This is a genomic window from Bacillus cereus group sp. BfR-BA-01492, assembly GCF_022662815.1.
GTDB classification, from domain to species: domain Bacteria; phylum Bacillota; class Bacilli; order Bacillales; family Bacillaceae_G; genus Bacillus_A; species Bacillus_A cereus_BD.
On sequence record NZ_JAKUEH010000018.1, the window covers coordinates 1 to 18286 of the forward strand.

Sequence of the window (18286 nt, forward strand, 5' to 3'; positions counted from 1 at the left end):
GTAGAGAAGCCACAAGTAGAAGGTGTAGGGGAAGAAAAAGAAACAGAAGATCCATGGGAAACAACAGATGAATTAAAAGAAGAACGCCCAGAGCCGGAAACAGCGAAAGAAAGTGAAGAAGAGAAACTACACGATGCAAAAGTAGAGAAGCCACAAGTAGAAGGTGTAGGGGAAGAAAAAGAAACAGAAGAGCCATGGGAAACAACAGATGAATTAAAAGAAGAACGCCCAGAGCCAGAAACAGTGAAAGAAGTGGAAGAAGAAAAGCTACATGATGCAAAAGTAGAGAAGCCACAAGTGTTAGGCGTGGGTGAAGAGAAAGAAACAGAAGAGCCATGGGAAACAACAGATGAATTAAAAGAAGAACGCCCAGAGCCGGAAACAGCGAAAGAAGTGGAAGAAGAAAAGCTACATGATGCAAAAGTAGAGAAGCCACAAGTGGAAGGTATTGGGAAAGAGGAAGAAACAGAAGAGCCATGGGAAACAACAGATGAATTAAAAGAAGAGCGCCCAGAGCCGGAAACAGCGAAAGAAGTGGAAGAAGAGAAACTACACGATGCAAAAGTAGAAAAGCAGAAAATAGAAGAGACTTGGGAAATAACAGGTGAGTTAAAAGAAGAGCGCCCAGAGCTGGAAACAGAGAAAGAAGCAGGAGAAGAGAAATTACAGGATTCAAAAGCAGAAAAACCGCAAGTAGAAGGTGTGGGGGAAGAAATCTGGGGAATAACAGATGAATTAGAAGGCCAACCACAGCCAGAAGGAACAAAATTGACAGAAGAAACAAGACAGTTTGGAAAACATCAAGTACAAGAGAAATCCAAAGTACATGGATCATCAAAAGGTGGCGGAAAACAATTACCACAGACGGGTGGCAATATGTCATATGGAGGACATGTAGGTGGAGTGCTGTTTGTGCTGGGACTACTAATGTTAGTAGTGAATAAAAGAAAATATAACCAGAATGATTGAATGATTTAAACGGACTATTATAGGCATATAATAGTCCGTTTTTAGTTAGGTTACGTATTTGTAAGTTACACAAAATGGCGATTGAATGAGGAGAGAAAAAGAGGGAAGGCAATACATGATTCACATAGAAAAGTAGTAAAATCTTCTATATTGACCTAAAAACGCCCTTCAAGTAAACTAAAGAGAGTTTACAAATGAAAAGGTGATAAGGGTTGTTAATTTCAATTAAAACGTTACAAGATGATCGTTTTTTACGTCCGCTACAACATATTAGCGGCTTGTTTTTTGAGGAGAGTACGATAGGGTTTGAGAAAGAAGAGGCCAATCTTATTGTTGATATACAAATTGAAGGAAATGTAACGGCTTCTGCTCGTTTAACAGACGTTGTGACAGGAAATGTATATGAGCAAACATTTTCTAAAGATTTATCTTCTTATGAAGTAGAAAAAGAACGTATGAAACAAGTGAAGCATGTTGTTTCCTATGTGTATCTTTCTGTTTTACAGCAGCTAACTGGAATAAAACAAAGCTGGGGAATTTTAACAGGGGTACGTCCAACAAAACTTCTTCATAAAATGCTGCAAAGTGGTATGTCAAAAGAAGAGGCACATAAGGAACTTCGTGATAGTTATTTAATTGATGAAGAAAAGATTAAATTATTGCAGCGCATCGTCGATTGTCAATTATCAGTTATTCCTGATTTATATCGCTTAAAAGAAGAAGTAAGTATTTATATCGGTATTCCGTTTTGTCCAACGAAATGTGCTTATTGTACGTTCCCAGCTTATGCGATTAACGGGCGCCAAGGATCTGTTGATTCATTCTTAGGTGGTTTGCATTATGAAATTCGTGAAATTGGTACGTTCTTAAAGGAAAAGGGAATTAAAGTTACGACGATTTATTACGGCGGAGGTACACCGACAAGTATTACAGCAGAAGAGATGGATATGCTGTATGAACAAATGTATGAATCCTTCCCAGATGTGGAAAAAGTGCGTGAAGTAACGGTTGAGGCAGGGCGTCCGGATACCATTACACCAGAAAAACTAGACGTATTAAATAAATGGAATATTGACCGCATTAGCATTAATCCGCAGTCATACCATCAAGAAACGTTAAAGGCGATTGGACGCCATCATACAGTAGAAGAGACAATTGAGAAGTATCATTTAGCACGTAAAATGGGAATGAACAATATTAACATGGACTTAATTATTGGTCTTCCAGGTGAAGGATTAGAAATCTTTCAGCATACGTTAGCTGAAACAGAAAAGTTAATGCCAGAATCATTAACTGTGCACACATTATCATTTAAACGTGCTTCTGAAATGACGCAAAATAAGCGGAAATATAAAGTAGCAGGTCGCGAAGAAATTACTGCGATGATGCATGAAGCAGAAGAGTGGACGAAGAAGCATAATTACGTACCATACTACTTATATCGTCAAAAAAATATTTTAGGCAATTTAGAGAATGTAGGGTATGCGATGCCAACGCAAGAGAGCATCTATAATATTGTAATTATGGAAGAAGTGCAATCTATTATTGGTCTTGGTTGCGGTGCGTCAAGTAAGTTTGTCCATCCGAAAACAGGAGCTATTACGCATTTTGCCAATCCGAAAGATCCAAAGTCATACAATGATGGCTATGTAAAATATACAGAAGATAAGCTAAAGATTTTAGAAGAACTATTTTGTTAAGAGAAAATGAGTCTGTCCTTTTGGATTGGCTCTTTTTTTAGTCACGATGAGGTGACGAATTTTGTCGACCGGTCGATATTTCGTGTCGAACCGCCGATATTTTTCATTTTGCGCCGATATATCGTGCTCAATCGCCGATAAAAGGGTTAGTTGCGCCGATATAATTTCATATACCGATACCTTTGCACCAATATAATTTCATATACCAAGACCTCTCCTACGATGATGTATTTTTTATCTCGCTATTTTAGGACAGTAACAGCGGGTTCATTTTCATGTCGAGAAATATCAGAAAAAGAAGGTAAAAATGTGGAGGAAATGTCTACTTATACACGAAATGATAAATTTATGAAAGTATAAAGGGGGCATATTTTGGCATGTATATGACGATTGGGAGAATTTTTGATTTAACAGTTGGCAAGTATCCAAATAAAGAAGCGTTAGTGGAACCGACAAGAAATATCCGCTGGACATATAAAGAGTGGGATGAACAAGTAAATAAAACGGCGCATGCTTTATTAGCTGAAGGGGTGAAAAAGGGGGATACTGTATCAGTTTATTTATATAATTGTCATGAGTTCGTAAACGTTTATCTAGCTTGTTCTAAAATCGGCGCAATCTTCAATCCAATTAATTTCCGCTTAAAAGCAAAAGAAGTCGCTTATATTCTTCAAGATGCATCCTCAAAAGTTGTTGTATTTGAAAAAACTGTTGAACAAACAGTTGCCGCTATTGAAAAACACTTTCCAAACAGTTCTTTTTGGTATATAGAAGATGACAAACCCAATTATGCTGAGTCGTATCATGAAAAAGTACAGGCTGCACGATCGACAGAAATTGATATAGTAGTAGAAGAAACAGATTTTTGTTCTATGCTATATACAAGTGGTACAACAGGTCATCCAAAAGGCGTGTTACACCGTCACCGTGAAATTGCAGAGCATAGTATGATTTGTACATATTTCTTAAAGTATAACAGAGACAGTATCGGGCTTGCGGTAGCGCCGCTTTATCACTGCGGAGAATTAAATGCTGGCATTTTGCCGCGTATTCAAGTCGGCGGAAAAAATGTTATTTTACACCACTTCGATACAAAGACAGTATTACATACAATAGAAACGGAAAAAATTACAACATTCTTTGCGGCGCCAACGATGTGGAATATGATGTTGCAAGAGGATTTGTCACAGTATGAATTACAATCGATGAAGATTGGGATATATGGCGGAGCGGCAATGGCACCGGCACTTGTGAAAGAATGCAAGGAGCGTCTTTTTATTGATCTTGTCCAAATTTATGGCATGACAGAAATGGGCCCAGTCGTTGCTTTTTTAGTAGAAGAAGATCAAATTACGAAAGCTGGTTCGGCGGGGACGCTTTGCTTTAGCCATGAAATTCGCATTGTGAAGCCAAATGAGGAGGGGCCATCTGAACCAGATGATGTACTATCTCCTTATGAAGTAGGGGAGATTATTTTGCGTGGGCCATGTATGATGGCGGGCTATCATAATCATGATGAGGCAACAGCAAAAGTGTTGTACAAGGGTTGGTACCATTCAGGTGATTTAGGATATTTAGATAGAGATGGTTATTTATATGTGGCTGATCGTGTAGATGATATGGTGATTAGCGGCGGAGTGAATATTTATCCGCGTGAAATTGAAGATTTCCTTCATAGTCATCCAGGTGTATTGGATGTTGCTGTTCTTGGTGAACCAGATGAATTGTGGGGGGAACGTGTTGTTGCAGTGATTGTGAAAAAAGATGAGTATGTAACAGCAGCTGACTTAGAGAGATTTTGTAAAGAAAGCGATCAATTGGCTGATTATAAGCGTCCACGTCATTATATATTTGTCGATGAACTTCCGCGAAATGCAAGCGGAAAGCTTCAAAAATTTATACTTCGCGAATCGTTAAAAGGTGCGAAGAAATAGAAGAAAAACAGGAGTCAAAGGGCTCCTGTTTCGTTCTTATTTACGTGAAAAGCCTTCTTCATCTAGATATTCCGCTGCTTCTGGATAGGAATTAAATGTACCATCTAAGTTTAAGCCGGCGTATACGTTCCACATATCGTCTTCATGAATAAGTGTAAGCGTATGACCGTCTTCATTCTGCCACTCCTCTTCTTTTACCGGTGCAGCTTGTACCACGATTTCTTCTGGATTATGTGACAGCCGCTCAATTGCTTTTTGAATGAGTGTTCGCAGTTCATCTGCTGAAAAATCGCGGATATTTACCATGCCTTTATCATCTGTTTTATAACCGCTAACTCCACTTGCATATACGAAACCATTTCCATTTGGGTGTAAATGATAGACAACGTTCTTTTTGTCTAAACGACTTTCTTCAAAGTGAAAGTTAACGCGCTTTAACGATACATTTTTTCTTTCTAGTTGCGGGAAGGACTCGATAATTGATAATTTCTCTTCAAAAGTTAGCATAAAGCCTCCAAAGTATATAGTATAAGATTTAATTTGTTCATTATAGCATAGTGCGTTCTTTTTCTAAAGATGAAAGAGATCATTATATGTAGTGGTAAAAGTTATTTTTTTATCTTTCTCCATACAGTGTTTAGGTGAATCTATGTTTGGAAGGTTTTAATATTGATATATTAGTATTTTATATTAAAGTTGACATTTATTTTTTTAGGCAGTATAGTAACATCTTGTATTAGCAATATGCTATCATTAATAATATACGAATTTAATCTTCCTTTTATTTGGAGGAGCTTTAAGCTGGAGGGAAAATTTGATGTACAAACAGTTACCACATGGTGTAAAAATTGGGATTACGCGCTCAATTGTTGCTTCTTTTGAACAGTATATGAAAGACATTGAGTGGAATGCAGAAAAATTTGATATGCAACAGTTTGTTGAGCAGTGGAAACAATACTTATACACAAGATCGACTTGGCTTCATAAAGTAGATCGTGAACTAAAAGAACATCCAGATTTCCATCAAGCATTAGCAATGAGAGTAAACGAGAAAATAAATGAGCTAATTAATGAAGAGCCGACGGAAGAACAGAAAGAACAATTAAAGAGACATAATGTAAAACATGTGGATGAAATGTGTAGATTAGAAGCACAATACCATATTGACCGTTTACTCGTAACAAAATAGATTTTACATAGAAAAAGAGCCTATCTGGAGATTGCTAGATAGGCTCTTTTCATAGATCCGTATTGTCTTACTCTTGTGGTACGATTACTTTCCAAGTAGATAGATCCACACTTTCTTTTGTTACAAGTGAAGCAGGGAAAGTGAATGACCATGGTTTAGTTGTATTCGCCTGTATTTTAAGATTAGGCAATGTAAAGGTACCAGTCGCAATAACTTCTTGTGAAGCATCAATAATATTGAGTGGAAGTTGTTCAAGTTGAATCGTTTGTTTCAGTCCATTCCGAATTAGAATCGTTGTATGAAGATCCCCAGTGTCCATTTGCTGTACCTGAATTCCTAAAAAGTTCAGTTCACCTTCGTTAGGTGGTGTTAAATCTGCTACTAAATTTTGAAGGGCCTCTTTGTTTTCTGCTGGTAATTGTGTTTCCCATGTTGGATCCAAATCTAAGCGATGCTCACCTTTTAATTCAAATGCCAATTCCCAATCTGTTTCGGATAGAGAGGCACTTGTTAGTGTTTCTTGCTCAAATGTAAATACCCACGGCATATTTACATTTGCAGGGATTTCGCCTAATGTTGAAAAATCAAATGTTTTGCGTGCGCATACCTCTCCTTCTTTGTTGGATAGAAGTAACGTGAATGTATCAAATTGAATAGGCTTTGATACATTGCTACGAATAAAGGCAATTACGTTGTACCCATTATCTTGTTTTTCAACCTCAATCCCTGATAGAGAAAGTTGATTTTCCTGTAACTGTGGCAACTCTTTATGTAAGAATCGATAAATATACTGTTGTTCTTGTGCAACTTCTCCCCACGCAGGATGAAAGTATAATGTAGGTTTTACATTTTTACTTGGGGAGCTTGCTTCTTCTTGTCCTAATAACTCATTACTAGAAACTGTTGTATCTTTTCCTTTTTTCTTTGCTCTTTTTAAGAATGATAACATGAAAATTCACCTCACTATGCGTTTTGAGAAACGGTTACATGTCGTGCGATATATAAACACATCTCTTTTTCGAAATTCCCATACGTGTATAAGAAAATATCAAGACCTTCTTTTTGATAGATTCGTGTCGGGTCTTCTTGTTGATATTGTCTTAGACCAATTCCTTCTTTTAAATGAGTCATTGCTTCTAAATGATTCATCCAGTTTTTATCAAGGAAGTGCAGTCCAACTTGACGTAGCGCTTGTTGCAGTTCGGAATGATCCTCTAATTCTTGCACTTTATGAAGATGCTTTGCTAACGGGTCAGCCAATAGGCGATGTAGCTCTTCGATGGAGTTCACTGTATTTGCTGATAAAATTGGCAACTCTATTGTAGGCATAATTAAATGTAATTCTTCTATTAAAGAATCAAAATCCCATTCTTCTGGAACCATACCTTCTAGAAGATATCTCTTTGCAACAGCATCGACCGTATGCTCAATCATCGGTTTTGCCATTTCAATCATATTTGTTTCTTCGTTTAAGAAGTGGTTGCGTAGTTTATAAATCACATTTCGTTGTTCATTGATTACATCGTCTAATTTTAAGTTGTATTCACGAATAGAGAAATGACTACCTTCACAAACGAGTTGTGTACGATTGATAAAATCATGAACTTTCGGTGAAAGAATAAGTCCTGTATCGTCAGTTTTTAATGATTTTTTTAGCTTTTCTGCGTCTTCTTGTGCGAAACGTTGGATTAAATCATCTTCTAATGAAAGGAAGAACTGAGAACTTCCAGGGTCACCTTGTCGACCAGCGCGCCCCTTTAATTGATTATCAACGCGGCGAGATTCATGACGCTCTGTACCGATTACATGTAATCCGCCAAGCTCATGAACACCTTCACCTAGCAAAATATCGGTCCCGCGTCCAGCCATATTTGTCGCAATTGTAATTTGTCCTTTTTGACCGGCTGTTGCAATTAAGTTCGCTTCTTGCTCAGCGCTTTTAGCATTTAATAACTGATATGGTAAATTAGCTTCATCTAAATAGCGCGCAACCGTTTCTGACTGCAAAATGGACATTGTCCCAATTAAAATAGGTTGTCCCGTTTGATGACGTTTGATGACTTCTTCACGTACAGCTTTATATTTAGCATCTGCAGTTATGTATACGACATCTTTTTTATCTTCACGAATGACAGGACGGTTCGTTGGAATCGGGATTACTTCCATATTATACACACGGTTGAATTCTTTTTCTTCTGTTTTCGCTGTACCAGTCATTCCAGATAATGTAGGATACATACGGAAGAAGTTTTGAATTGTAATCGATGCTTGGGTTTGATTTTCCTCCGTAATTTGTAAGCCTTCTTTTGCTTCAATCGCTTGATGTAATCCATCGCTTAAAGAGCGTCCATCCATCACGCGCCCAGTAAAAATATCAACGAGCATAATCTTATCATCATGGACAATGTAGTCAACATCTCGTTGGAAGGTTACATGCGCACGTAGTGCTTGAATCATATAGTGGTATAATGTTTGGTGTTCAAGATCATATAAGTTATCAATATCAAATAAATCTTCTATTTTCGAAATCCCTTCTTCTGTGAAACTAGAAGATTTTGTTTCTGCATCGTATGTATAATGTAAAGTGTCTTTAAATGATTGAATTACCTTCGCACATAAATAGTGTAATTCAGAACTGCTTGATTTTTTTCCAGCGATAATAAGTGGTGTTTTAGCTTCATCAATTAAGACGCTATCGATTTCATCAATAATTGCAAAATGGTACGGGCGTTGTACTTGATGCAATGCTGAAGTTTCCATATTATCACGAAGATAGTCAAATCCAAATTCCGTTCCGATTCCGTATGTAATATCTGCTTCATAGGCTTGCTTTTTCTCATCTGGTTGGATTTGGGGAATATTTAAGCCTACAGTTAAACCAAGAAATTCATGAACTTGCCCGATTAATTCTTTATCACGTTTTGCTAAATAATCGTTGACAGTAATAACATGAACGCCTTTCCCTTCTAAAGCACGAACGTATGTTGGTAAGGAGGATACTAATGTTTTTCCTTCACCTGTTGGCATTTCAGCAATATTTCCTTCTAATAGAACAAGTCCCGCCATTAATTGTACATCATAGTGACGTAGCCCTAGTACACGCTTTGCGGCTTCACGAACAACAGCAAATGCTTCAATTTTTAAATCATCAACTGTTTTTCCACTTTGTAGCATTTCTTTAAATAAAAACGTCTTATGGCGCAATTCTTCATCTGATAATGCTTCGATTTGTGGTTCTAATGTATTAATTTCATTCACAAATTGTTCATATTTTCTTATTTTCCGATGTTGTGAATCGCCCAATAACTTTTTTACTGACTTTAGCATCTTTTGTACACTCCTCTTACTAAACAATAGCTTCATTATAGCACATGTTGAATAAGGAAAAGTAGTAGTAGTAGGTGAGGGGAATATATATGACAATCGTTAATTATGTTAGGAATTATTTTCTTGTCGTTTCTATTTTTTAAATAGAAAAAAAGTATTCAACCTATAAGAAATTTGATATGATAACTTAATGAGATAAAGTGAACCTACTGTAAATAAAGGGGTTTTGGTTTCTCGTTAGAACAGAGTACAAAAATTTTTGCTTAGTAGTGCTCTTTATAAATAGGACACTGTTGTCTTCCTATTCTATAAGAAGAGCATGTGGTGATTTTGTATACTTTATGATGAAGCCATATAGATTTGGAATATATAGAAAGAAAAGAGACGGAAAATGAATAAAAAGTTTGTAAAGGGAGCAGCGATTTTAACCATCACAACCTTTTTATCGAAGATATTAGGAAGCTTCTTTCAAATACCGTTACAAAATATTGCGGGAGATGAGGTTTTAGGAATTTTCCGCCTTATTTTTCCAGTATATATGATTGCTTTAACATTATCGGTAGCGGGAGTTCCTTTAGCAATATCTAAATTGGTTGCAGAGCTGCATGAAAAGAATGATCAAGAAGGGATAGCAAAATTATTTACTTCCGCTTCGATCATAGGCATGATATGTGGAACATTGGGATTTAGTGTGATTATGATATGGTCTCGTGAGATTGCCGATATGCTTGGAGGACAAGAGACTAGACTTCCGTTAATGATTACATCATTTGCGCTTTTGATTGCACCATATATGGCGGTATATCGTGGTTACTTTCAAGGGTTTGGTGATATGGTACCAACGGGTTCATCGCAAGTAATTGAACAATTTGTTCGCGTCTTTTTTATGCTAATCATCGCCTATATATTGGTTATCTTAAACGAAAGTAGTAGTGTTGTAACTGGCGGAGCCATGATTGGGTCGTTTCTTGGTGTTCTTTGTTCACTGTTTTATTTGAGATGGATTTATATAAAAAGTCCATATCGCTATAAAAGTAAAATATACGCATTTCAAGATTTCAAGAGGGATGGAAAAAGGATATTACGTGTATCGATTCCAATTGCAGTCGGTGCATTATCTATGCCTCTTTTAAATTTGATTGATTCGGTAACCATTCCAAACATATTACACGAGTCGTCAGCAACCATTCAAGAACAGTTTGGTATATATAGTCGTGGGTTTGCATTTATGCAGTTAATTGCTGTTTTTTCCAGTGCAATTGTATTTCCACTCATTCCGTTATTAACATCAGCGTTAACAAAAAAGGATATACAGTTAGCAAAGATGACTGTGCAGCGCACCAATCAATTAGCACATATGATAACCATGCCACTTACAATATGGTTGATTGCCTTAACAGTTCCTTTGAATATTGGATTATTTACAGATGCGAAAGGAAGCAGCATGTTAGCTGTAATGATTGGAAGTTCGTATTTCTCATCATTTATGGTATTATCAATAGGGATTTTGCAAGGAATTAATCGATCGATGCAAGCTGCATGGATTGTGATTAGTGTAAGTTGTTTGAAAGTATTTTTTAACATGGTGCTTGTGAATAAATTTGGAATAGATGGAGCGGCATATAGTACGTTTATCACATATATGACAATCTGTGTTATAAATTATTTTTATATTCGAAAATACCTTGCATATTCTATTTCAATAATACGTTTTTTATCTGTTATAATGATATCTTGTATATTTGGAGCAGGGGTGTATGAGCTAACGAATATCGTTAATGTAACAAATTCACGATTCCTTGCATTACTATTTAGTTTTCTAGTACTTGGTATTGTTTCATTTTTATATATAATCTGTGCTTTGAAATTAGGATGGATGAAAAGAGAACAAATTTCATTTTTACGTAAGTGAATATAGTACGGGATTGTCTAATTTTTTGATATCTGATGTGAAATGCTAATAATTTGGAATTAGATGGTTTGTTTTGTTACAGAACATTCATGAGTGTTTAAGTATATAGTCTTACGTTATCAAACCTTTTTAGATGAGGAGTTGATGGCAATTTGTTCAAGTATAAAAAGAGTTGATTGCGGAATGTTGGAGGAGATTAAGAGTGCGGTTAGTTTTATCGGGATATTATGGTTTTTATAATGTGGGGGACGAAGCGATTTTGCAGTCAATTATTAAAGCGTTGTATGAAGAGGAGCCAACTCTTGAACTTGTTGTACTTTCAAATGACCCTGATTATACGAGAAAAATGTACGGTGTAGAAGCAGTAAATAGATGGGATATAAAAGCCATTTATCGAGAGATAAAAAAAAGTGATGGATTAATTAGTGGCGGAGGTAGCTTGCTACAAGATAAGACAAGCGTGAAAAGCATCTTATATTATACTGGCATTATGCGTTTAGCGTGCTTTTTGAAGAAACCGTATTATATTTACGCACAAGGAATTGGCCCAATTACAAAGAGACAGAATCGTTTGTTAGTCAAGTGGCATGTGTCGAAGGCAGAATATGTATCAGTTCGTGATGAAGATTCTTTTTTATATTTAAAAGAAATTGGTGTCAAAAAAGACATTGAGCTTGTCCCAGACCCAGTATTAGCATGTCAGCCTGAAGGGAAATCGAATTGGTTACAAAAACAGTCTGTACAAGGAAAAGTCGTGGCTGTTAGTGTACGATATTGGGATGCAAAAGAAGATTATATGAGAAAGTTAGCAGAAACATTAAAGAAGCTAAAGAGAGAAGGATATCATATTCTTTTTGTACCTATGCATGGCCCTTTTGATCAAAGCGCATCGAGAGATATTATTAATTTAATGGGGGAGGAAGCTCATATGCTTCCATATCAAATGGATATTTATGAGAAAATATCTATTTTATCAGAGTGTTCGCTTTTAATTGGGATGCGTCTTCATGCCCTGATCTTATCTGCTGTTGCAAATACGCCAATGATTGGCATTTCATACGATCCGAAAATCGATTCCTTTTTACAACAAGTAAATCAGCCTATTATTGGAAATGTAGATGGAGATTGGACTGCTGAAACACTATACAACATGGCAACAAAACAGCTACAGCAAAAAGAAAATGTACAGTATGGATTGGTACAGCGAGTAAGCGAATTACGTCTACAAATCTCAAAGGCATCAAAATACATTATTCAAGATTTAAAAAAAAGAGAGGGTCTTAAAAGCGAGAGACAATCGAGCTTTTAGAGGAGACCCTCTTTTTGCTATTTGTAGATAGGAAGAAAGGGCTACGGGATTGTTTATCCTGTTGTTTTAGAGGCGGAATACAAGGGTGTTAATCAGTAGAGATACAGAAAATAATCACTGATTAAAGGTTCATTTACGTGAAAGAATAATTGGAAATAAAAGTAAAAAACAAAAAGTTACCTGCTTTTTTTTTTTTTTTTTTTTTTTTTGAACAAAACACGAAATATGTCGAAAAATATCTGTAATTTTTGTCGAACAATGTCATAATATCTCTATAATTAAATGTTGCAATCCGTAACATATCTTTGTTATAATGCCATATAGATATATTTGGAATATTTGAATGGAATTTTAAATGCAGTTCTTGATATATCTTCTAAATAAGGAGATAAATAAATATGATTAACTAGTAACACCATTTTTTGTCGTATTTTAATGTTGAAAAATGTTTAAAAAAGTCCAGAAATGGTGTATTATGTATGTGGGTCATATTTTGGTAATTCAGTTCTTATTTTCCTTATTAAGATTTTTTTACCACAATGATTTCTACCAATTTCGTAAAATATGAAATTGGTATTATATTCCTAAAGGAGGAAATACATAAAAATGGCAAAGAATAACTCTTACAAAAAAATCGTTGCTGGAACAATGACAGCTGCAATGGTAGCAGGTGTAGTAACTCCAGCTGCAGCAGCAGGAAAAACATTCCCAGACGTACCGGCATGGGCTGCTGACTCTGTTAACTACTTAGTAGAAAAAGGTGCAATTAACGGTAAACCAGACGGAACTTTCGCTCCAACTGAAAATATTGACCGTGCTTCAGCTGCAAAAATCATGGCAATTACTTTAGGTTTAGAAATTGATAAAGAAGCAAAACCATCTTTCAAAGATGCACAAGACAACTGGGCAACTCCATACATCGCTGCAGTTGAAAAAGCAGGCGTAATCGTTGGTGACGGTAGCGGCTTATTCAATCCAAATGACCAAATCACGCGTGCTTCTATGGCATCTATGCTTGTAAAAGCTTACGAATTAGAAGCTCCTAACGCAGAAACAAAATTTGCTGACCTTAAAGATCATTGGGGTGCAAAATATGCTAACGTACTAGTAGCATTAGGAATTTCTAACGGAACTGACAATGGTTGGGCTCCTGATAAAGCTGTAACTCGTGCAGAAGCAGCTCAATTTATTGCTAAAACTGATGCAAAATATGCTCCAGCAAAAGAAGCAAAAATCGCATCTGTAACTGCAACTTCTACAACTACTTTAGAGCTTAAAGGTGAAGGCCTACAAACTTTAAAAGCTGAAGACCTTTCTGTAGAAGGTAACAAAGTAGCTTCAATCACTCCATCTATTAGTGGTAAAACTGTGAAAGTTACTTTAGAAGGTAAATTAGCTCCTAACAAAGAGTACACTTTAAAAGCAAACATTAAAGGTGAAACAAAAGAATTTAAATTCGCATATGCTTATAAAGTAGAAACTGTAGCTGTAAATAACACTACTGTTGATAATGACACAAAAGGTCAAAAAGTAACAATTAATGTGAATGGTGCAGCTGCTGATTTAGATGCTTTAAAAGCTGCTGGATACACAGTTGAGTTCTTAGCATTAGATGCTGATAACAACAAAGCTGACGTATTTGAAGATACAACAACTGGTGAATTAAAAGCTAATTTAGATGCATTTAATGACAAAAACCTTAAAGTACAAGTTACAGTAACAAAAGGTTCAACAGTTATTACTTCTGAACTTGGAACATTAAAAGTAAGAAACTTAGAAGCTGTTACAACAGCAATTAACTCTTACGAATTAACAAACTCAGCTATTGCTGGTAAACAAAACAGCACAACACTTGTAGTTGGAGAAACAGCTTTCTTCAATAAATTAGAAGTAACATCTGCTGGTGAAAAACTTACAATTGGGGATAAAGACGCAACTGCAACTCCTGATAAAGTAAAAGTTGAATCTTCAAACCCAGCTGTAATTTCTGTTAAAGAAGGTCAATTAACAGCTAATACTCCAGGTACAGCAACTGTTACACTTACTTACGGAGATGTTAAGAAAAACGTAACATTTACTGTAAAAAATGATGAGCGTAAAGTAGCAAAAGTAACAACAGCTAAAAACTCAGTAAAAGTAATTAAAGGTAATACAGAAACTGTAGAAGTAACTGCATATGACCAATATGGTGATTTAGCAAACGGCAAAACATTTAATGTAAATCTTCCAAAACAAGTAACTGGTGCTGCAACAGCAACTACAGATCAAGAAGGTAAGGCAACAGTTACTGTAACTGGCGCAGAAGTTGGTAATGGAACTGTTTACATTAAAGATAAGAAGAAAAATGTATTAGGCTCATTTAACGTAAACGTAACAGAAGTGAATAACGTTGGTTCTAAGAAATTAGAAATCGTTAAAGATGAAAATGATGATACACAATCAGCTGATGCAACATTAGATATTAACAACGATAACAAAGTAATTTATGAATTAAAGAAATATACAACTGAAAATGTATCTAATGGCACTGAATCTTTAAGCGGATACACAGTGAAGTATAATGCAGACATTGTAACAATTGGCGCTCGTGCAGAAGGTGAACAATCTCAAGAAATTACTGCAGACAAACTTGAAATTACTGCTAAAAAAGCTGGTTCTACAGATGTAGCAGTATACGATCAATCTGGTAAATTTGTAACAAAAGTAAAAATTACAGTTGTTAAAGAAGAAGTAAAAATTACGGATGTTAAATTTAAATCAGTTCCAACAATTAACTACATCGGTAAAACTATCTCAGCAACAGAAGTATTTGATATGACAGATGTAGCTGACGATAAAGACCGTATTGTAAAAGGTATTACACTTTCTAAGCCAAATGCACATCCAGTTCGTGTTGAAAATAGTGGTGTAGTATATATCGATAAAGATGGAAATGGTCATAAAGATGACAAAGAAGTTGTACTTGGTTCAATCCAAGGCGCTGTAACATCTGATTCAGAGAACCTAACATTTGGTGCTACAATCTTTGATGGTGCTACTACTGCTGAGGAATCAAAAGGAACAGTTATCTTCAAAGTATTAGATAACAATAACAAAATCATTAAGTCTACATCTGTAAAAGTTGATGTAAAGTAATTTTTTCATAACGGACCTGTGGAGCATAGCTTCACAGGTTTTTTTAATTCAGCTTTATATTTGTATATAAGGATATATTGAGGAGAAAGTAAAATGACAAAAAACAAATCATATAAGAAAGTAGTTGCCGGTACAATGGCAACTGCAATGGTAGCAGGTGTAGTAACTCCAGCTGCAGCAGCAGGAAAAACATTCCCAGACGTACCGGCATGGGCTGCTGACTCTGTTAACTACTTAGTAGAAAAAGGTGCAATTAACGGTAAACCAGACGGAACTTTCGCTCCAACTGAAAATATTGACCGTGCTTCAGCTGCAAAAATCATGGCAATTACTTTAGGTTTAGAAATTGATAAAGAAGCAAAACCATCTTTCAAAGATGCACAAGAAGGCTGGGCAACTCCATACATCGCTGCAGTTGAAAAAGCAGGCGTAATCGTTGGTGACGGTAGCGGCTTATTCAAACCAAATGACAAAATCACGCGTGCTGCTATGGCATCTATGCTTGTAAAAGCTTATAAGTTAGCGGGGAAAGTTGCAAATCCAGAAACGAAATTCCATGATTTAGAAGATCATTGGGGTGCACACTACGCTAACATTTTAGTAGCATTAGAAATTTCTAACGGAACTGATAATGGTTGGGCTCCTGATAAAGATGTGACGCGTGCAGAAGCTGCGAAATTTATTGCGGTAACAGATATGAAATATGGTAAAAAACAAGAAAAAGAAGCAAAAGTGGAAGCTGTAAATGTATTAAATGCGAAGCAAGTAGAAGTGAAATTTACACAGTCAGTTGATATTCAAACAGTGGCAAAAGAAAATGAAACATTAAAAGATACAGTTGTATTTAGTGCGGTTGGCGATGCAAAAGCAATTAATTTAGATAAGGCGAAAGCGCAATTAAGCGAAGATGGTAAAGTATTAACAGTTACTGCGGGAGAAAATGAAATTTTTGTTGGTAAATATGCGACAACAATTATCGGTGTGAAAACAATTGATGGAAAAGAAGTAACTTCACATGCTAGTTTCTTTACATCAAATGATACAACACGTCCAGTTGTATCAGGTGTAGACTATACAGATAACAATACAGCAAAAATTAAATTCTCTGAGCCCTTAAAAGAACTTGGAACAGTAACAACTGACAATCAAAATGTAACAAGTGAAGATGTAAAATTTAAAGCAGGTAACGATTTCGCTACAATAGACTTATCAAAAGTAACAGGTGAGGGCACAGTTCCTGTAAAAGTTACACTTGTTGGTACGAAAGATTTTACAGGCAACTTCATTACAACAAATCCAGCTCAAGTAACGGTAGAAAAGAAAGAAGATAAAGTTGCTCCTGAAGTAAAAGGAGTTCAAGTTATTTCAGATACGCAAATAAAAGTAACATACTCTGAAAAAATTAAAGCGGCTACTGTGAAAATTAATGGAAATACAGTAACGGGAACGCCAGATGCAGAAGGACTTGTGTATACATATACAGCAAACTTTAAAGATGGCGTGAACAAACTAGATGTTACTAGCGTAACTGATTTAGTTGGAAATACAGGGAAAAGCTACTCAAAACAATTTGTTGTATCAACGGATAAAGTAGCACCAACTGTAGTAAATAATAAAATTGTTACAGAACATGGAAAAGAAGTTCTAGTTGTAACATACTCTGAACCAGTAACAGTAAGTAATCGTGAGGCACAGCGTTTCCATGGAACTTTTATGAAAGATTACGTAACAGCTGATGGTTCTTTCATGGCGACACCAGTTGTTGATAGTAAAGATAATAAAGTTGTGAAGATTCCTGTAACAGGAGCATCAAAAGGCACTTGGACGATTACATTACCAAAAGGATTTGTAACGGATCAATCACAAGCGAAAAACCAAAGTCCAGCAAAAGAAATTGAATTTGTACGTAATGGTGATGAAGTAGCACCAACAAAACTTACAACAACTGTAAGCGAAAATAAAAACGTCATTACTGTAACATTTAATGGGAAAGTAGACGGGGCAACAGCAATCAAAGCTGAAAACTATAAGTTAGAAGGTGCTGCAGTTGAGAAAGCAGTATTAAAATCAAATGAAGAAAAAGCTGCAGCTGTTGAGTTAACACTAAAAGAAGGATCTGTAAAAGCGACAGGAGACTACCAATTAACGGTGTCAGGAATTAAATCAGCAGCAGGTGTTGATGTAGATAAAGTAACAAAATCTGTACAATTAGATGAAAATATTGCTCCAGTTATGCAAAAAGTAGAATTAGTGAACGGACAAGAAATTATATTAACGTTCAGTGAAAATTTACTTCCAGCATCTGTTGTAGAGAAAAGTCCAGTAGCTGATTATGCAGTATTCCTTGAAGGTGTGCAAATTGATGCGGCAAAAGTAACAGAAGCAATGGGAGAAAAGAATAATCAAATTAAGCTTACTTTAACAGATGAATTAAATAGTGGTCAATTAGCAAAAGCAATTACAATTAAACCAACGGATCACTATGAAGTATTAGATTTAGTTGGCAATAAAGCGGCTACATTTGAGAAATTTGATGTTGCAAAGGTAATTAAATAATAGAATTAGAATTTGAGTTTCTTTCTAGTAAATAGAAAAAAGAGTTTGTCGAGAAGACAAGCTCTTTTTTCTTTGCCAGTATACATTTATCCATGTATATTTTGGGGAAAATGAAGAAAATCTTCGTTCATCATATATGAGAATAACTGTTATTTTTTGTGTTAAGATTTTGTAAACTTTAAATCGATTTTTATCGAATAACGTTACAATAACATAGATAATGTCGATAAAAAGAGCGTTGTGTAATATAAAGTA

The 18286-nt window shown here is 35.7% G+C and carries 11 protein-coding genes; 8 read left to right on the forward strand and 3 right to left on the reverse strand.

Translation table 11 applies throughout. The features are described 5' to 3' along the window. The 3 genes from MR063_RS17890 to MR063_RS17900 form a co-directional block, all read left to right on the forward strand. Positions 1–969: LPXTG cell wall anchor domain-containing protein (locus tag MR063_RS17890; RefSeq protein WP_242200490.1), on the forward strand; the 969-nt coding region annotated here is incomplete at its 5' end. Between the two features lie 212 nt (positions 970–1181). Continuing rightward, on the forward strand, positions 1182–2669 hold the full coding sequence (locus tag MR063_RS17895) for a coproporphyrinogen III oxidase (RefSeq protein ID WP_242200492.1): 1488 nt from the start codon (positions 1182–1184) through the stop codon (positions 2667–2669). A 377-nt stretch (positions 2670–3046) separates the two neighbouring features. Then, on the forward strand, positions 3047–4603 hold the full coding sequence (locus MR063_RS17900; RefSeq protein WP_242200495.1) for a fatty acid--CoA ligase: 1557 nt from the start codon (positions 3047–3049) through the stop codon (positions 4601–4603). A 36-nt stretch (positions 4604–4639) separates the two neighbouring features. Here MR063_RS17900 and MR063_RS17905 read toward each other — a convergent pair whose 3' ends face one another. Next, on the reverse strand, positions 4640–5110 hold the full coding sequence (locus tag MR063_RS17905) for a hypothetical protein (protein WP_242200496.1): 471 nt from the start codon (positions 5108–5110) through the stop codon (positions 4640–4642). Positions 5111–5420: 310 nt separating this feature from the next. Here MR063_RS17905 and MR063_RS17910 point away from each other — a divergent pair, with 310 nt between their 5' ends. Then, positions 5421–5792: a hypothetical protein gene (locus MR063_RS17910; protein WP_242141921.1), complete on the forward strand. Its 372-nt coding sequence runs from the start codon at positions 5421–5423 to the stop codon at positions 5790–5792. Positions 5793–5859: 67 nt separating this feature from the next. On the opposite strand, the gene MR063_RS17915 is transcribed toward MR063_RS17910, so the two are convergent. Both MR063_RS17915 and secA2 read right to left on the reverse strand, forming a co-directional pair. Next, entirely contained in the window at positions 5860–6741 is an 882-nt protein-coding gene (locus MR063_RS17915; protein ID WP_242200498.1) for an accessory Sec system S-layer assembly protein, read from the reverse strand. A gap of 14 nt (positions 6742–6755) precedes the next feature. Continuing rightward, the gene (secA2, locus tag MR063_RS17920) at positions 6756–9119 is read right to left on the reverse strand and encodes an accessory Sec system translocase SecA2 (RefSeq protein ID WP_242200500.1); all 2364 of its coding nucleotides are present in this window, start codon (positions 9117–9119) and stop codon (positions 6756–6758) included. Positions 9120–9510: 391 nt separating this feature from the next. On the opposite strand from secA2, the gene MR063_RS17925 reads away from it, so the two are divergent. The 4 genes from MR063_RS17925 to MR063_RS21865 all read left to right on the forward strand — a co-directional run bounded on the left by MR063_RS17925 (position 9511) and on the right by MR063_RS21865 (position 18031). Continuing rightward, on the forward strand, positions 9511–11031 hold the full coding sequence (locus MR063_RS17925) for a putative polysaccharide biosynthesis protein (protein WP_242200503.1): 1521 nt from the start codon (positions 9511–9513) through the stop codon (positions 11029–11031). Positions 11032–11233: 202 nt separating this feature from the next. Beyond that, on the forward strand, positions 11234–12340 hold the full coding sequence (gene csaB / locus MR063_RS17930) for a polysaccharide pyruvyl transferase CsaB (RefSeq protein WP_242200505.1): 1107 nt from the start codon (positions 11234–11236) through the stop codon (positions 12338–12340). Between the two features lie 606 nt (positions 12341–12946). Next, positions 12947–15475, forward strand: coding sequence for an S-layer homology domain-containing protein (locus MR063_RS17935; RefSeq protein WP_242200507.1), 2529 nt, complete (start codon positions 12947–12949; stop codon positions 15473–15475). Positions 15476–15568: 93 nt separating this feature from the next. After that, on the forward strand, positions 15569–18031 hold the full coding sequence (locus tag MR063_RS21865) for an S-layer homology domain-containing protein (protein ID WP_277927929.1): 2463 nt from the start codon (positions 15569–15571) through the stop codon (positions 18029–18031). The last annotated feature ends 255 nt before the right edge of the window (positions 18032–18286 follow it).

Coding starts and splice junctions, on each gene's coding strand:
- MR063_RS17900 (WP_242200495.1), top strand. CDS start 3,047: ATGTATATGACGATTGGGAGAATTTTTGATTTAACAGTTGGCAAGTAT.
- MR063_RS17905 (WP_242200496.1), bottom strand. CDS start 5,110: ATGCTAACTTTTGAAGAGAAATTATCAATTATCGAGTCCTTCCCGCAA.
- MR063_RS17910 (WP_242141921.1), top strand. CDS start 5,421: ATGTACAAACAGTTACCACATGGTGTAAAAATTGGGATTACGCGCTCA.
- MR063_RS17915 (WP_242200498.1), bottom strand. CDS start 6,741: ATGTTATCATTCTTAAAAAGAGCAAAGAAAAAAGGAAAAGATACAACA.
- secA2 (WP_242200500.1), bottom strand. CDS start 9,119: ATGCTAAAGTCAGTAAAAAAGTTATTGGGCGATTCACAACATCGGAAA.
- MR063_RS17925 (WP_242200503.1), top strand. CDS start 9,511: ATGAATAAAAAGTTTGTAAAGGGAGCAGCGATTTTAACCATCACAACC.
- MR063_RS17935 (WP_242200507.1), top strand. CDS start 12,947: ATGGCAAAGAATAACTCTTACAAAAAAATCGTTGCTGGAACAATGACA.
- MR063_RS21865 (WP_277927929.1), top strand. CDS start 15,569: ATGACAAAAAACAAATCATATAAGAAAGTAGTTGCCGGTACAATGGCA.